At 70.2% G+C, this 15,192-nt stretch carries 13 protein-coding genes; 9 read left to right on the top strand and 4 right to left on the bottom strand.

The genetic code is table 11. The annotated features are described in order from the left end of the window. The first annotated feature begins 177 nt into the window (after window positions 1–177). The 7 genes from HG543_RS25940 to HG543_RS25910 all read left to right on the top strand — a co-directional run bounded on the left by HG543_RS25940 (window position 178) and on the right by HG543_RS25910 (window position 9,588). Window positions 178–915 carry a lytic transglycosylase domain-containing protein gene (locus HG543_RS25940; protein ID WP_169347542.1) on the top strand — a complete coding sequence of 246 codons (738 nt, stop codon included), beginning with the start codon at window positions 178–180 and terminating at the stop codon, window positions 913–915. Between the two features lie 232 nt (window positions 916–1,147). Further along, window positions 1,148–1,471 (top strand): STAS domain-containing protein, encoded by a 324-nt coding sequence (locus HG543_RS25935; RefSeq protein ID WP_169347541.1) that lies wholly within the window; start codon window positions 1,148–1,150, stop codon window positions 1,469–1,471. A 110-nt stretch (window positions 1,472–1,581) separates the two neighbouring features. After that, window positions 1,582–2,562 (top strand): AAA family ATPase, encoded by a 981-nt coding sequence (locus HG543_RS25930; protein ID WP_169347540.1) that lies wholly within the window; start codon window positions 1,582–1,584, stop codon window positions 2,560–2,562. A gap of 41 nt (window positions 2,563–2,603) precedes the next feature. Then, window positions 2,604–3,527, top strand: a complete 924-nt coding sequence (locus HG543_RS25925; protein ID WP_169347555.1) for a DUF58 domain-containing protein — start codon at window positions 2,604–2,606, stop codon at window positions 3,525–3,527. Further along, a complete protein-coding gene (locus HG543_RS25920; RefSeq protein ID WP_171818229.1) occupies window positions 3,524–5,545 on the top strand; it encodes a transglutaminase TgpA family protein in 2,022 nt (673 codons plus the stop codon). Before HG543_RS25925 ends, HG543_RS25920 begins: the two co-directional genes overlap by 4 nt. 507 nt (window positions 5,546–6,052) lie before the next feature. Continuing rightward, complete coding sequence (locus HG543_RS25915; RefSeq protein WP_169347538.1) at window positions 6,053–6,940, top strand: RNA polymerase factor sigma-32; 888 nt, start codon at window positions 6,053–6,055, stop codon at window positions 6,938–6,940. A 173-nt stretch (window positions 6,941–7,113) separates the two neighbouring features. Continuing rightward, on the top strand, window positions 7,114–9,588 hold the full coding sequence (locus HG543_RS25910; protein WP_169347537.1) for an OPT family oligopeptide transporter: 2,475 nt from the start codon (window positions 7,114–7,116) through the stop codon (window positions 9,586–9,588). 85 nt (window positions 9,589–9,673) lie between these two features. On the opposite strand, the gene HG543_RS25905 is transcribed toward HG543_RS25910, so the two are convergent. Next, window positions 9,674–10,024 (bottom strand): hypothetical protein, encoded by a 351-nt coding sequence (locus HG543_RS25905; protein ID WP_169347536.1) that lies wholly within the window; start codon window positions 10,022–10,024, stop codon window positions 9,674–9,676. 181 nt (window positions 10,025–10,205) lie between these two features. Here HG543_RS25905 and HG543_RS25900 point away from each other — a divergent pair, with 181 nt between their 5' ends. Both HG543_RS25900 and HG543_RS25895 read left to right on the top strand, forming a co-directional pair. Then, window positions 10,206–11,966: a HEAT repeat domain-containing protein gene (locus HG543_RS25900; RefSeq protein ID WP_169347535.1), complete on the top strand. Its 1,761-nt coding sequence runs from the start codon at window positions 10,206–10,208 to the stop codon at window positions 11,964–11,966. Window positions 11,967–11,969: 3 nt separating this feature from the next. Then, entirely contained in the window at window positions 11,970–13,286 is a 1,317-nt protein-coding gene (locus HG543_RS25895; protein ID WP_169347534.1) for an HD-GYP domain-containing protein, read from the top strand. Here HG543_RS25895 and HG543_RS25890 read toward each other — a convergent pair. The 3 genes from HG543_RS25890 to HG543_RS56440 all read right to left on the bottom strand — a co-directional run. Continuing rightward, on the bottom strand, window positions 13,267–14,292 hold the full coding sequence (locus tag HG543_RS25890) for an RluA family pseudouridine synthase (RefSeq protein WP_169347533.1): 1,026 nt from the start codon (window positions 14,290–14,292) through the stop codon (window positions 13,267–13,269). The genes HG543_RS25895 and HG543_RS25890 overlap by 20 nt on opposite strands. 11 nt (window positions 14,293–14,303) lie before the next feature. After that, complete coding sequence (locus tag HG543_RS25885; protein ID WP_011553384.1) at window positions 14,304–14,567, bottom strand: hypothetical protein; 264 nt, start codon at window positions 14,565–14,567, stop codon at window positions 14,304–14,306. 112 nt (window positions 14,568–14,679) lie between these two features. After that, the coding region (locus HG543_RS56440) for a helix-turn-helix domain-containing protein (protein WP_169347532.1) at window positions 14,680–15,192 on the bottom strand (513 nt) is incomplete at its 5' end.

The following is a 15,192-nucleotide window of genomic DNA, read 5'->3' as shown; positions in this document are numbered from 1 at the left end:
ATCCGGGCATTTTTTCCGACCCGCGAGGCGCTGCTCCGGCCCTTGCGTGGAGAGATCATAAGGAGAGACAGGCCGTGAAGCGCCGTGGCACGCCCCCTGCTTTGGCGCCCAACCATTCGAGGTGCATGGCAGTCGGAGTTCAGCGGGCGCGGTGGCACGGGCGCCGGGGAGGGCGGGATGAGGGGCTGGACGGTGGCGATGACGACGGCGGCGATGCTGTTGGGTACGGGGGCGCTGGCGTTTCCGGTGCAGGTTCCGGAAGGCCCCCAGGGCGAGGCGCCGGAGGTGACGGCGCTGCGCGCGCAGCTGTCGCAGCGCGAGGCCGAGCTGAAGGCGGCCCTGGCGAAGCTGCAGGTGTACGAGGACGAGGCGGACCTGGCCGAGGCCGAGCGGCTGGGGGTGACGGAGCTGGTGAAGGCCTCCGGCCTGCCGGAGCGGCAGCAGCGGCGGCTGGCGGTCGCCATCATCCGCGAGGCCCGGCGCAACAACATCGACCCGCTGCTGGTGGTGGCCGTCATCCGGTGCGAGTCGAGCTTCAACAACTACGCGGTGTCCCACGTGGGGGCCATGGGGCTGATGCAGGTGATGCCGGACACCGGCAAGTACCTGGCGGACAAGGCCGGCATGCGACTGGGCCGCTCCAGCAACCTCTTCGACTCGGAGACGAACGTGGAGCTGGGCACCGCGTACCTGGCGGACCTCATCCAGCGCTTCGGCACCGTGGAGAAGGCGCTCGTCGCGTACAACGCGGGCCCCGGCCTGGCCAAGCGCATCCTCGCCAAGCCCGAGTCGCGCAAGAAGTTCATGGCCGGCTACCCCACCAAGGTCGTGAAGGAGTTCCGGAAGCTGAAGGCCCAGCAGGAACGCCAGCTCACCCTCCGCGCTCAGCAGACAACGGACGGCCGCCAGGGATGACGGCTGCGCGACAGGAAGGACGCCCTCCAGCTGACAGTCCACCGGGACTGAGGTGCAGGGGGGCTGACCTTCCTGGGAGGGAGGGTGCAGTGTTTGCGCCCGGCTGAAGGGCACTCCACGGGTTGTCTCCCCGCTGGAGCTTCCGGCACCAGGTGGGTCCGGAGCCTTGCAGCCGCCGTGCCCATCTCAACGGCACATCGTGCACACAGCATCCTTTTGGGAGAGCACAGCAATGGCGGGTCTGCAGATCCACCGTGAAGAAGTGGCAGGTCGAATCACCCTCCGTCTGGAGGGCATCCTGGACGGTAGGACGGCGCAGGAAGTGCACGCCTCGCTGGCGGCCCTGAGGGGCCAGGAAGTCGTCCTGGACTTCACGCATCTGCGGGAGTTCAAGGACAGCGCCGTGGGCGTGCTGACGAGGGACCTGGTGGAGCGGCCGGTGGAGATGCGCGGCCTGGCCACCCACCATGAGCGGATGTTCCGGTATTTCGGCGTCGGGACGGGGTCGTCTCCGCGCCGCGCGTACTACACGCCCGAGGACATTCTCTCGGCGTGAGAGCAGTGCCCACGCCCCGGGAGCAGGCAGGCGTCCGATGAAGGGACGGCTGGACGCCTGCGCTCCGGGGCGTGACCGTTGCGGGGAGGAGTCGGATAGAGTGGCGGCGGATGAACCAGCCCGCCCGCGTCCTGTCCCCCGTCCTCTCTCCTGCTTCCGCGCGCTCGGTGATGGAAAGGATCGCCACCCAACTGGGGCGGGCGGTCCAGGGCAAGGAGCCCCAGACCCAGCTCGTGGTGACCTGCCTGGTCTCCGGCGGCCATGTCCTCCTGGAGGACGTGCCGGGAGTGGGCAAGACGACGCTCGCCGAGGCCCTGGCCCGGGCCTGTGGGCTGAGCTTCGCGCGCGTCCAGTTCACCGCGGACCTGATGCCCGCCGACATCCTCGGGGCCCAGGTCTTCCACGCGCAGACGGCCACCTTCCAGTTCCGCCCCGGTCCCCTCTTCCGGCAGCTGGTGCTGGCGGATGAGCTGAACCGCGCCCCGCCGCGCACCCAGTCCGCGCTGCTGGAGGCCATGGCGCAGGGCCAGGTGTCCCTGGACGGCGCCACGTACCCCCTGCCCGCCCCCTTCATCGTGGTGGCCACGCAGAACCCGGTGGACTTCTCCGGCACCTACCCGCTGCCGGACTCGCAGCTGGACCGCTTCATGGTGCGCATGTCGCTGGGCCACCCCGCGCCGGACGTGGAGGCGCGGCTCCTGGCCACGCGCGGCAGCACCCCGCCCCTGGACGTGGTGGAGACGGTGACGGGGCCGGAGGAGGTGGCGTCGCTGCGCACCCTGGCGGCGGAGCTGAAGCTGGACGGGACGGTGGCGGACTACGTGGTGCGGCTGGCCAAGGCCACGCGCGAGCACGGAGACATCGAACGGGGCGCCTCCACGCGCGCGGTGCTGGCGCTGGGCGCGGCGGCGCGGGCGCAGGCCCTGTGGGACTCCCGGGACTTCGTGACGCCGGGGGACGTGCGGGCGGTGCTGGTGCCCTGCTGGGCGCACCGCGTGCTCCTGCGCAGCGCCGTGCAGGGCGTGACGGCCCGCGACGAGGCGGCCCACCTTCTGGAGGAGCTCGCCCGGAAGGTCCCGGCGCCGCGGTGAGCACGTCCGTCAGGCAGGGGTGGTCCCGGCTGCGCGCGCGCATGCGGCCGCCGCGCACCCTCAAGGTGACGCGGGTGGGCCGCACGTACCTCGTGGTGACGCTCGGCGTGGGCCTGGGCGCCCTCAACACCGGCAACAACCTGCTCTACCTCGTGCTGGGCCTGCTGCTGAGCATGGTGGTGGTGTCCGGCGTGCTGTCCGAGCGCTGCATCCGGGACTTGTCGGTGCGGCGCGTGGGCACGGACGCGGCCTTCGCCGGCGAGCCCTTCGCGTTCCGCTGGGCGGTGACGAAGAAGCGGGGCCACGGCTTCGCGCTCACGCTGTCGGAGGCGGACTCGCCGCTGACGGGCGAGGGCGGCGTGGGCTATCTGCCGGCGGGCGTGGACCACGTGGTGCGCGCGGACCTCACCGCGCCGAAGCGGGGGCCGGTGTTCCTGACGGGCGTGCGCGTCACCACCACGTGGCCGCTGGGCCTGTTCGCCAAGACGCGCGTCTTCCCGCTGGAGGGCACGCTGCTCGTCTACCCGCGGCGCGGCTACGCCTGCCAGGACCCGGGCGAGGCGGAGCGCGGGCCGGTGGGTGACGCGGGCAACCCGCGCCGCAACGACGGCACGGGCGACGTGGCGGGCCTGCGCGAGCTCTTCCAGGGCGAGGACGCGCGCCGCATCCACTGGCGCAAGAGCGCCGCGCTGGGGAAGCTGCTGCGGGTGGAGCGCGAGCGCGAGGAGCGCCGCACCTGGGTGCTGGCGGTGGACGCGGGGCTCACGGGCGAGGAGCTGGAGCGCCGCTGCGAGGAAGTGGCCGCGCTGGCCCACCGGCTCATCGAGGAAGGGCACGAGGTGGGGCTGGACACGGCGGACGGGCGCATGCGTCCGGCGGCGGGCTCCGCGCAGGAGCGGCGCGTGCTGCGAGCGCTGGCGTGGCTGGGGCACGAAGGGCTCCGCGAGGAAGAGGAGGCGGCATGAGGCCGGGCACGCGGCTGCGGTTGGTGCTGAGGGACCTGGGCACCGGGGCCGCGTTCACCTCCATGGCGGTGTCCGGCCAGCTCCCGGTGTGGACGCTGGCGCTGTTCGCGCTGGCGCTGGTGTGCGCGCTGGCGGGGCGGCGCGTGTTCGCGAAGCGGGAGAAGCTCACCGCGCTGCTGCTGCTCGTCGTCGCGGCGGCGCTGGGGCTGAACGTGCTGGCGGGGGCCGTCAACCTCGTGGTGGCCGCGTGCGCCTTCGCGGGCCTCATCTCCGCGCACCGGCTGCTGTCCGCGCCGGATTCGGCCACCGACGGGCAGGTGCACCTGTCCGGCCTGCTGATGGTGGCGGGCGGCGCGGCCCTGTCCGGTGAGCTCGTCTACGGCCTGTTCCTCGTGGCCTTCGGCGTGCTGTCCAGCATGGCGCTGGCGCTGGGCGTGGTGGAGGCCTCGGTGCCCGAGGGAGAGCCGGTGCCGGTGCGCCAGGTGATGCGCCCGCTGGCGACGGGCGTGGCCTTCGCGGTGGCCGGCGCGGTGGCCTTCTTCATCCTCTTCCCCCGCCTGAACTGGAACATGATGGGCCCGCGCGCGTCGCCGGGCCTGGGCGCCGCGTCGGCGGGCTTCTCCAACACCGTGCGCCTGGGCGGCACGGGCACCATCAAGGGCAACCCGCGCATCGTCCTGCGCTCCACCCTCTCCCCGGACCCGGGGAAGGAGGCGCTGGACGCGTACTGGCTGGGCCGCACCTACGACATCTTCGACGGGCAGGAGTGGACGAGCGCGGGCCCGCAGCGGCGCGGCTCCACGTTCATGGTGACGCTGCGGCCGGGGAGCGAGGACCTCGTCCACCAGCGCGTGGAGTTGCTGCCCGCGTACGGGGCCCGCACGCTGGTGGCGCTGGAGACGCCGTCCCGGCTCGGCAACGCGGTGGGGCAGCACCAGGCGGGCAGCCGGCGCGTGGGGATTCAGGAGCAGCCCGGGGGCGAGGTGCGCTTCACGGACCCGGCCCTCGCCTATACGTACGAGGCCTACAGCCGGCCCCCGGGGGGCAGCGGCCACGAGTTGAAGGACCTCCCGGCCGAGGAGCAGGACGCGCTGCTGACGATTCCGGAGGACCTGGACCCCCGCGTCGCGCAGACGGCCGCGCGCGTGCTCAACGGCGAGCGCGAGCCCCTCGCCGCCGCGCAGAAGCTGGCCGGGTGGCTGCAGCGGGAGCTCACGTACACGCTGGAGCTCAGCGGAGATGTGGAGGACCCGCTGGCGAACTTCCTCTTCGTGCGCAAGGCGGGACACTGCGAGCACTTCGCCACCGCGCTCACCCTCATGCTGCGCACCCAGGGCATCCGCGCGCGGCTGGCCACCGGCTTCTTCGGCGGCGAGCGCGTGGACGGCGCGTACATCGTCCGCGCCGGTGACGCGCATGCATGGACCCACGTGCTGGTGCCGGGACGCGGCTTCGTCACCGTGGACGCGACGCCGCCGGCCCACCGCGCGAGCCAGTCCTCCGTCCTCCTCCAGCGGCTGCTCAGCTTCTACGAAGCGGTGGAGGCGCGCTGGCGCAACTCCGTCGTCGACTACTCCTTCCGGGACCAGATGGACGTGGCGCGCGCGCTCGTCCGCCCACCCCAGCGCCGTGGCGGGGACGACTCTCCGAGCCGCCTGCCGCCGCTGCGCGCCTTTGGCGCCGCGCTCGTCGCGGGCATGGGCGCGTATGCCGTCTGGCGCCTGCTCTCCCGCTTCCTCGACCGCGAGCGCCCGCATGAGGCCACCCGCTTCGTGGACGCGGTGGAGGCGCAGCTCACCGCCGCGCGCGTCCAGCGCCTGGAGGGCGAGACGCTCGAGGACCTGGACGCGAGGCTCACGCGGGAAGGACATCCGCTGTCCCCCGCCCTGACGCCCGTCACCCGCCGCTACCTGGAGGCCCGCTTCGGTGGCCGCCCGCTGAAGCAGGGAGAGGCCTCCCAGTTCCTCGGGGGTCTCAAGCGGGCCATCTCCGCCGAGTCGCGCCGCCGCGCTTCCTGAAGCGCTCGACGCGCGCGCTCCTTCGTCACCCCGAGGCTTCCGGGCAGGCTGGCGCCAGCCTTCATGCCTCCTGTCCGGGCGTCGCGGCGCGTCCGGGAAAAGGCACCTGTCATCCAGAGCGGGCGTCGTTACGCCTTTTTCGCGGCGGGTGCCGGGCAGGTTCCGGCGCTCCGCCGTGGACCGTGCACCCAGCGGGTGCATGGCCCGACGCATCCACTGCGCCCGGGCGGCGGCATGGCCCGGGCCCTCATGCGGGAGGCCTCTTGCGGAACGCTCTGAAGTTCCTACCGCTCCGATTCTGCGACCTTCGTCCGGGAGAGAAGTAACGGTTACAGGTTCCCCGCCTTGTGCACGCGTCCCTGCACCGCCAAGTCCCCAAAGACACTGGGGAAGACGCACAGCGGCGGATTGGCACCGACGTTGCTCAAGCCACCCTTCGTCAAGTTGTCAGGCGGTCCGAAAACCTTTTCGGCCTCCCCAGAGAGGCCCCGTCGGGAGACACCATCCATGCAGGCTTCCACCGAGCAGTCGTCCAACTCCGGTTCTCTGGCGATGTACCTGTCGGAGATCAACCACTACGCCCTTCTCACGGTGGAGGAGGAGCAGGAGCTGGCGCGGCGCTTCATCAAGGGTGACCTGTCCGCGGGCCACCGGCTGGTCACCTCCAACCTGCGCTTCGTGGTGAAGGTCGCCTACGAGTACCGCTCCTACGGCATCAAGATGTCCGACCTCATCCAGGAGGGGAACATCGGCCTGATGAAGGCGGTGCAGAAGTTCGACCCGGACAAGGGCATCCGCCTCATCTCCTACGCCGTCTGGTGGATCCGCGCGTACATCCAGAACTACATCCTCAAGAGCTGGTCGCTGGTGAAGCTCGGGACCACCCAGGCCCAGCGCAAGCTGTTCTTCAGCCTCGCGCGCACGCGCCGCGAGCTGGAGAAGTTCGGCACCGGCGAGGCCGTGGTGAACGTGGACGACATCGCCCGCCGGCTGCACGTGAAGCCCGGCGAGGTGCGCGAGATGGAGCAGCGCATGGGCGGCCGTGACCTGTCCCTCGACGCGCCCATGGGTGAGGACGGCGGCAACAGCCACGTGGACTTCGTGGTGAGCGCGTCGGCGCCCCAGGACGACGAGTTCGCGGACAAGGAGGAGGCGGGCCTCATCAACGCCCGCGTCCGCACCGCGCTGATGCGGCTGGATCCGCGCGAGCGCTTCATCATCGAGCAGCGCGTCATGAACGAGCGCCCCATGACGCTCAAGGAGCTGGGCGAGCACTTCGGCTTCTCGCGCGAGCGCGCCCGCCAGCTGGAGATTCGCGCCAAGGACAAGCTCAAGGCCGAGCTGGCCGCCCTGATGGCCGAGGTGGACCCGGAGGCCGCCGCCCTCCAGCAGTGAGCCCCGCCTGACGCGGCGGGTCGGGGTGGCCGAGAAGGTCCGGCCCCCCTCCTCCATGAGCGCCTCCGTCCCCCATGGGGCGGAGGCGCTTGCCGTTTGTGCGGCTCCGTTTCACGCCCGAGCGGCTCCCTGCTAGAAGGGCGCGGTTTCCCTTCGTGAAGGAGCCGCACGCTTTGGCCCACGGAACCCCGCCGGTCGTCGACGACCGCGTGCCTGTCGCAGAGGTGCACGCGCCGCACGCCCATACGCCCTATATCCCCCCCGACAAGTCGCCCGCGGAGATGACGATTCGCGGCCTGGTGCTGGGCTCGGTGCTCGGCATCGTGTTCGCCGCCTCGTCCGTGTACCTGGCCATCAAGGTCGGCCTCACGGTGTCCGCGTCGATTCCGGTGGCGGTGCTGTCCATCGCCATCTTCCGCGCCCTGGGCAACTCCAGCATCCTGGAGAACACCATCGTCCAGACGACGGGCTCGGCCGGAGAGTCGCTCGCCTTCGGCGTGGCGGCGGCGCTCCCCGCGTTGCTGCTGCTGGGCTACGACATCAGCCTCACCCACGCGTTCCTCACCGCGGCGCTGGGCGGCGTGCTCGGCGTGCTGATGATGATTCCACTGCGCCAGGGCCTCATCGTCCAGGAGCACGGCAAGCTCGCCTACCCGGAAGGAACGGCCAGCGCGGACGTGCTCATCGTGGGCGAGCAGGGCGGCACCAACGCGCGCACCGTCATCCTCGGCTTCCTGGTGGGCGGCATCTACAAGTTCGCGTACGCGGGCATGAAGCTGTTCCGCGAGGTGCTGAGCACGCCCCTCAAGGGCCTGAAGAGCGCGACGATGTCCACCGAGGTGAGCCCGGAGCTGCTGGGCGTGGGCTACATCATCGGGCCGAAAGTGGCGGGCATCACCTTCGCGGGGGGCGTGCTGAGCTACCTCATCCTCATCCCCGCCATCTCCTTCTTCGGCAGCGGGCTGAACGAGCCCCTGCTGGTGCACAACGGCCAGCTCATCCGGGACATGTCGCCGGACCAGATTCGCAACGCCTACGTGCTCTACATCGGCGCGGGCGCGGTGGCGACCGGCGGCCTCATCTCGCTCATCCGCTCGCTGCCCACCATCATCGGCGCCTTCAAGCGCAGCGTGGAGACGCTGCGGGCCTCGCGCACGCAGGGCGCCGCGCCGCAGCTCTTGCGCACCGAGCAGGATCTGCCCATCACCGTGGTGCTCGTGGGCAGCGCGCTGCTCATCCTGGCCATCTGGCTGGCGCCCCCGCTGGAGGTGAACTTCATCTCCGCCATCCTCATCGTCATCTTCGGCTTCTTCTTCGTGACGGTGAGCGCGCGCATCACCGGTGAGATTGGCAGCTCGTCCAACCCCATCTCCGGCATGGTGGTGGCCACGCTGCTCGTCACCTGCCTCGTCTACCTGTTGCTGGGGTGGACGTCGTCCGAGGACCGCTTCATGGCCCTGACGACGGCGGCCATCGTCGGCATCGCCGCGTCCAACGGCGGCACCACCGCGCAGGACCTGAAGACGGCCTTCCTGGTGGGCGGCACGCCCCGGCGGCAGCAGGTGGCGCTCTTCGTGGGCGTGCTCACCAGCGCCATGTTCATCGGCCTGGTGCTGGTGACGCTCAACCGCGGCGCCACCGCCACCATCCCCGAGCCGCACCCCGGCGTGAAGGTGTCCGAGATGACGGAGGAGACCCGCGTCCAGCACACCTTCGCCTGGGCGGTGAGCCCGGACGCGCTGGCGTCGCGTGGCCTGGACGAGGCGGCGCTGCGCAAGGCCGTGTGGGCGCAGGGCTTCGAGCTGAACACGCAGGGCGGCGCGCTGGAGCTGCGCAGCTGGCGCGACGTGACGGCGCAGGACCTGGCCGCCGTGACGCTCAGCCCCACCGGCGGCAAGCAGGTGAAGGTGTCCGAGCTGGGCGCCGTCACGCAGGGCCCCCAGCGCACGTACAAGGAAGGCTACGTGCGCGGCGCGGACACGCCGGTGCCCGCGGGCAAGTACCTCGTCGATGAGGCGGGCACCATCCAGTACGTGGTGGACCCGGGCATCGGCGGCCGCATCAGCGCGTACGAGGGTCAGCCCCTCACCCGCTACGCCGCGCCCAAGGCGCAGCTCTTCTCGCTCATCATCGACGGCATCCTCACCCAGCGGCTGCCGTGGGACCTGGTGCTCCTGGGCGTGTTCATCGCGCTGATGCTGGAGCTGTGCGGCGTGTCCGCCCTGCCCTTCGCGGTGGGCGTGTACCTGCCCATCAGCAGCACCGCCCCCATCTTCGTGGGCGGCGTGGTCCGCTACATCGTGGACCGCGTGCGCGGCGGCAGCGCGGCCGAGTCCGAGTTCTCCCCGGGCACCCTGCTGTCCTCCGGCTTCATCGCCGGTGGCTCCATCGCCGGCGTGCTCATCGCCTTCCTCGAAATCGCCACGGACGGCGCCGGCACCCGCGCCCTCAACCTGCCCGCCACGCTGGGCCACGAAGGCGGCCTGGGAGGCTTCCTCAACGCCGTGGGCGAGAGCGAGCTGGCGCACCCGCTCTGGTCCAACCTCTGGGGCCTGCTCTTCTTCGCCGGCCTCACCTTCTTCCTGCTGCGCTCCGCCCTCAAGGGCCCGAGCGCCGCGGTGGCGCCGCCGCCCCACAAGGGCGCCTGAGCGCTCCAGGAAGGTTCCGGAAGTCCGCCGAGGCGGCGTGGGAGCTCCCCGCGCCGCCTCGCGCGCTTTCTTCAGCCCGCGAGGCCTACAGCGTCGGATGGGAGGGCGGTACCTCGCCGTCCCCCTCCGCGTCCCCGGCGGCGTCCTGGGACGCGCCCGGGCCCTCGGCACAGACGTACTCGGCGCGAATCGGCGCGACGAGGCCTAGCGTGACGAAGTAGACCAGCGGCCCCCACGCGGGCCAGTACACGTCCACCCGCGACAGGCCGTGACGGCAGTCGCCCGCGGCCACGTGGGAGCTGGTGAGGCCGTACACCAGGCTCGCCCCGCCCTGCTCCTCCACCTCGCCCGAGCGCGGCGCCCCCGTCCGCACGCTCATCCGGAAACATCCCGTCAGCGTCAGCAACATCGCCCCGCAGGCCAGCATCCGCTTCATGTGCTCGACACCCCCTCGGTGGGTGCCGCGGCTCGTACCACACCCGGAAATCCCGGTCATCCCTGGGGCTGTTACACCCACGTCACTGCAAGCCCCTGAACTTCCACCCGGTCATCGGGTGGGTAACCGGCAGAAATCAGGGTAGGCTTGGGATACCGCCCGAGCGGAGAGTTTCAAACGCATGGCCCAAGCCCAGAAAGCGAATGCAGCCGCGAGTGGTGACGCCGAGCTCTCTCCCGAGAACCGGGAGAAGGTGGAGCTGGCGAAGACGTTCGCCTTCCACCTGCTCAAGGGCATCAAGCAGATCGGCATGTACCGCCACAACGAGTCGCGCTTCCCGGAGTTCCTCGCGAAGGCGCACGAGTCGGTGGCCGCGTACAACGAGAAGTACGGCCCGCTGTCGGTGAAGGTGGAGCAGCAGAACCTGACGCTGCATGGCGAGTCGCTGTTCACCGAGGACACGCCGCTTCCCTACAAGTTCTTCCGGGACGGCATCCGGCAGCTCATCTTCCGCCCGGGCCTGACGATTGAAGAGCTGGTCACCTTCACGCTCATCGCCCTGTCCGAGCCAGAGCGCGGCGCGGAGGACGTGCTGGCGCAGCTGTGGCGCGCGAGCATGGAGCACGTGGAGTACGTCGTCGTCGAGGGCTTCTCCATGGAGAACGCCACCGAGGAGGAGGTGCAGGTCGAGGTCGACAAGGTGGTGGGCTACCTCTACTCGCGCCTGCAGACGAACTCGGACGACTACCTGCGCTTCGCGCGCGTGTCCGCGGAGGACCTGGAGTCCAAGCTGGACGGCGTGGAGCAGATTCGCGGCCTCGTGGTGGGCGGCCGCCACGCGACCGACGAGCTGAAGGCGAAGCTGCAGCGCGAGGTCATGGAGGAGGAGAACGCGCGCCTCTTCCCCAAGCTGGTGAGCGCCGTGTTCCAGGTGGTGGAAGGCGGCGTGGAGGACGCGGCGCTGCTCGAGGAAATCTTCGTGCAGCTGCTGGACATGCTCCTCATCCAGGACGACTTCGCCACCATCAATCAAATCGTCCTCAAGCTGCGCGCGCTGTCCCAGCGCGACGAGAGCCTGGGCAAGCTGCTGGAGACCTTCCTGCACAAGATGGGCGAGGAGCAGCGACTGATGCGCATGGGCGAGGCCCTGAAGACGACACGCCCGAAGAACCCGGCGGACGTCACGCGCTACCTGCAGGCGCTCGGCAAGGACGCCGTCATCCCGCTGCTGGCGGTGCTGGAGACCCTCGAGGTCCAGGAGAACCGCGCGCTGCTGAGCGACGTGCTGGCCACCTTCGCGCGCGAGGTGCCGGAGCCCTTCGTGGCGCGGCTGATGTCGGACCGGCCGCAGACCGTGCGCGACATGGTCTACATCCTGGAGAAGAGCAACCACCCCGAGCGCCTCAAGATGTTCGGCCAGGTGCTCAAGAGCCCCAACCTGGTGGTGAAGCTCGAGGTCCTCAACATCGTCGGCAAGGGCCGCACCGGCGAGGCGCGGCGGATGATGGTCGACGCGCTCACAGACTCCATCTCCCAGGTGCGCATGCTGGCGGCGAAGCTGCTGCCCGAGTTCGACCGCGACAAGGCCTTCGCGGACCTGATGCGCGTGGTGCGCGACGCCGCGTTCGAGAAGAAGACGCCGGACGAGCGCGCGGCGTTCTACTCCGCCGTCGGCGCCACCGGCACGCCGGGGGCGCTGGCGATGATGCAGCAGCTGCTGGCGGTGAAGCCGTCGCTGCTCAACAAGAAGCGGGTGCTGGACGACAAGCTGCTGGCCATCCAGGGCCTGGCCGGCGCGTGCTCCATCCAGTCCTACAAGATGTTGCAGGCGGTGGTGGAGGACAAGAACCAGCCCCTGGATGTCCTCACCGCGGCACGCAAGGCGATGTACCAGACGCGCAAGACCCTGTTCGGGGAGTCCGCGCTCACCGAGGAGGCATAGCCCATGGCCGAGAATCTGAAGATCAGCCAGGCGCAAACGCAGGAAGAGAACATCGGCGAGTACGGCCGCGAGCACAACGAGAAGCTCCAGGTGCTCGCGCGCTCGCTGGTCGCCGGCCTCTACATGCTGGTGCGCTCCGTGAAGATGTATGACCCGGAGAACGCCGTCTTCCAGAAGCCGCTGCACCAGCTCCAGGACATCATCAATCAAATCATCGGCAAGGAAGGCCGGCTGGAGCTGACGGGCGTCAAGGAGTCCTTCTACCTGAACAGCATGCTGGTGAAGGTGGACCTCAACTCCATCGAGAACCAGCGCTACCTGCTCGCGGAGATGCGCGGCAAGGACGTGGGCGGCTTCACCCTCACCAAGCCGGTGACGGTGCCCGAGCTGAAGAACTTCATCTGGATCTTCGCCAAGGAGCAGTCGGGCGCGACGGAGGAGGACGGGCTGGCGGGCCGCAAGCTGCTCAACATGCGGGTGGCCCGGTTCTCCAAGCTCAAGGAGAAGCTGAACAAGGACATGGACAACCCGGGCGACCTGAAGGTCGATCGCAAGAAGTACGCGATGACCATCTACGCGCGCGCGGTGTTCTTCCTCACGAAGTACCTGGAGTCCGTGCGCGCCGGCAAGCCCATCAACGCGTCCAAGGCGCTGCGGCTGGTGCAGGACTTCGTGGACATCTCCTACGAGCAGAAGACGCACTTCCTGGGCATGACGACCATGCGGCGCGAGAACGACTATCTCGTGTACCACCAGGTCAACGTGAGCCTGATGTGCATCGTCTTCGGCGCGGAGCTGGGGCTGACGAAGTCCCAGCTGCGGGACCTGGGCTACATCGCCCTCTTCCACGACGCGGGCATGGCGACGCTGCCGGAGGAGCTGTCCACCAAGCGCGGCGCGCTGTCCCAGGACGAGCGGGTGACGGTGCAGAAGGCGCCGCTCATCTCCGTGCGCAACATCCTCATGGAGAAGGGCTTCAACCGCTCCACGCTCCTGCGCGTGGTGACGACGTTCGAGCACAAGACGGACTTCGGTACCGCGGTGCGCGACTCGCGCGGCAACATCCAGATGATCATCCCGAAGACGAACCTCGGGGTGTACTCGAAGATCATCGCCATCTGCGACGCGTACGACGCCCTCACCTCCAAGCGCCCCTACCGGGATGCGTACGGCCCGGAGGTGGCGCTGATGCTGATGTGGACGGAGATGCGCAACAAGTTCGACCCGGAGCTGCTCCAGGTCTTCATGCGCGTCATGGCGATTCAGCCGGTGAAGGTGCTGTCCAAGCGGCAGCAGTCGCTCAGCGTGTCCGGCCTGTAGCCCGCTTCTTCGCGGCCGGCTTCCGGGCCGGTGGCTTCTTCGCGGGCTCCGGCTCGGCGGCGGCGGTGCCGCGCAGCAGCGTCAGCGCGGCGGTGAGGTCCCCGGGAATGGGCGCCTCCAGCTTCAGCACCTTGCCCGTGCGCGGGTGGGCGAAGGACAGGCGCCAGGCGTGCAGGGCCTGCCGGCCGAGCAGCTCCTGGGCCTGGAGCGCCAGCCCCTTCGCCTTGCGGCCCGCGCCGTAGAGCGCGTCGCACAGCAGCGGGTGGCCGGCTTCCGACAGGTGCACGCGAATCTGGTGCGTGCGGCCGGTGAGCAGGTCCACCTCCACCAGCGACGCGCCGTCGAACGTCTCCAGCGTGCGGAAGACGGTGATGGCCGACTTGCCCTCCTTCACCTTCCCGGTGAAGCGCTGGCGGTGGATGGGGTGGCGGCCGTAGAGCGTCTCGATGCGGCCTTCCGCGGGCGGCGTGCCGTGGACGAGCGCCAGGTACGTCTTCTCCACCGCGCGCGTCTTGAAGGCCTTCTGCAGGGCCACCAGCGTCTGCTCGTTCTTCGCCACCACGAGGCAGCCGGTGGTGTCCTTGTCGAGGCGGTGGACGATGCCCGGCCGCAGCTCGCCGCCCACGCCGGCCAGGTCCTTCACGCGGTGCAGCAGCGCGTTGACGAGCGTGCCGGAAGCGTGGCCCGCGCCCGGGTGCACCACCATGCCGGCGGCCTTGTCCACCACGACGAGGTCCTTGTCTTCGTGCAGCACGGCGAGCGGAAGCTCCTCCGCCACGGGGACGGCCGGCACGGGCGCGGGGACATGGAGGCTGAGCAGCTCCCCCCCCCTCAGGCGCCGCGCGGCCTTGGCCGGCTGGCCGTCGGCGAGCACATGCCCGGCCTCCACGAGGCCCTGGATGCGGGAGCGGGTCAGGTCGGGGAACGCCCGGGCGAGGTACTGGTCGATGCGCTCTCCGCGGGCTTCGGGCGGGGCGCGGTGCTCTCGCGTGTCGGGCGATGCCACGTTCGACGGGGCTACCAGATCTTCGACTTCACGTGCGCCTTGGAGCGCAGGACGATGTCGTTGATGGCGCGCTCGAAGAAGTTCATCTTCGTGAAGATCTCCTGGCTGACGCGGCTCTTGTAGAGCTCGCGGCCCTCTTCCAGTTCCTCCTTGAGGACCTCGAAGAGGTTGTCCTGCTCGATGCCCTTGATGATCTTCTGCTCGTTGTAGAGCGAGATATCAGAGGCAATCGCACGGGCGAGCCGCATCGCCTTGACCTTTTCCTCGTCCGTCATCGTCCTACCTACTTAGGCACCGGCATGGGGGGAGTCAACTTTCCTCGCACCCCTCCCGCCGGTGCCTCCGACGGCCGGACGATGCCCCCGTGCCGGGGGCGTTTCCTCGAAGTCACTTCTTCCCCGACTTCTCAGAAGCCAGGGCGAGGTAGCTCCGGGAGACGCGGAGCGGGTCGAGCCCCAGCTCGCGGGCCAGGTTCATGAGGATGCCGCGCAGGTACACGTGGGCCGGGAGGGCGGCGTAGCGGTCCGCCTCGACGTTCTCCAGGTGGGCCTTGGTGATGCGGGTGCGGTCGGCGACTTGCTGGAGGGACTGGCCCCGGGCCTCGCGCACACGGCGGAGGAGTTCGCCGTTGAACTCGGCGTCCGGGGGGATGTCCGGAAGGCGGGGGCGCGGCTGGGGCTCGCGGACCCGGGCCGCGACCTGCGCGAGAGCCGCTTCCGCGGTGGCGATGGCCGAGTCCTGGGCGATGACCTGGGCGTCTCCGAGCTGGCGTCCGGAGGCCGGACGCGCGGGCTGTCTGCCCTGCTCCGGGGGCGAAGGAGGCACCAGGGGCTCGGCGGAGTTGCGGGCGGCCGCGGCGCGGGCGCTCGGCAGGGGCGGAGGCACCGCGCGGGGCGTGGG

It is taken from the genome of Pyxidicoccus fallax (genome assembly GCF_012933655.1).
GTDB lineage: Bacteria > Myxococcota > Myxococcia > Myxococcales > Myxococcaceae > Myxococcus > Myxococcus fallax.
Note: the sequence above shows the minus strand (reverse complement) of the source record. Positions and strands in the feature narration are given on the sequence as shown.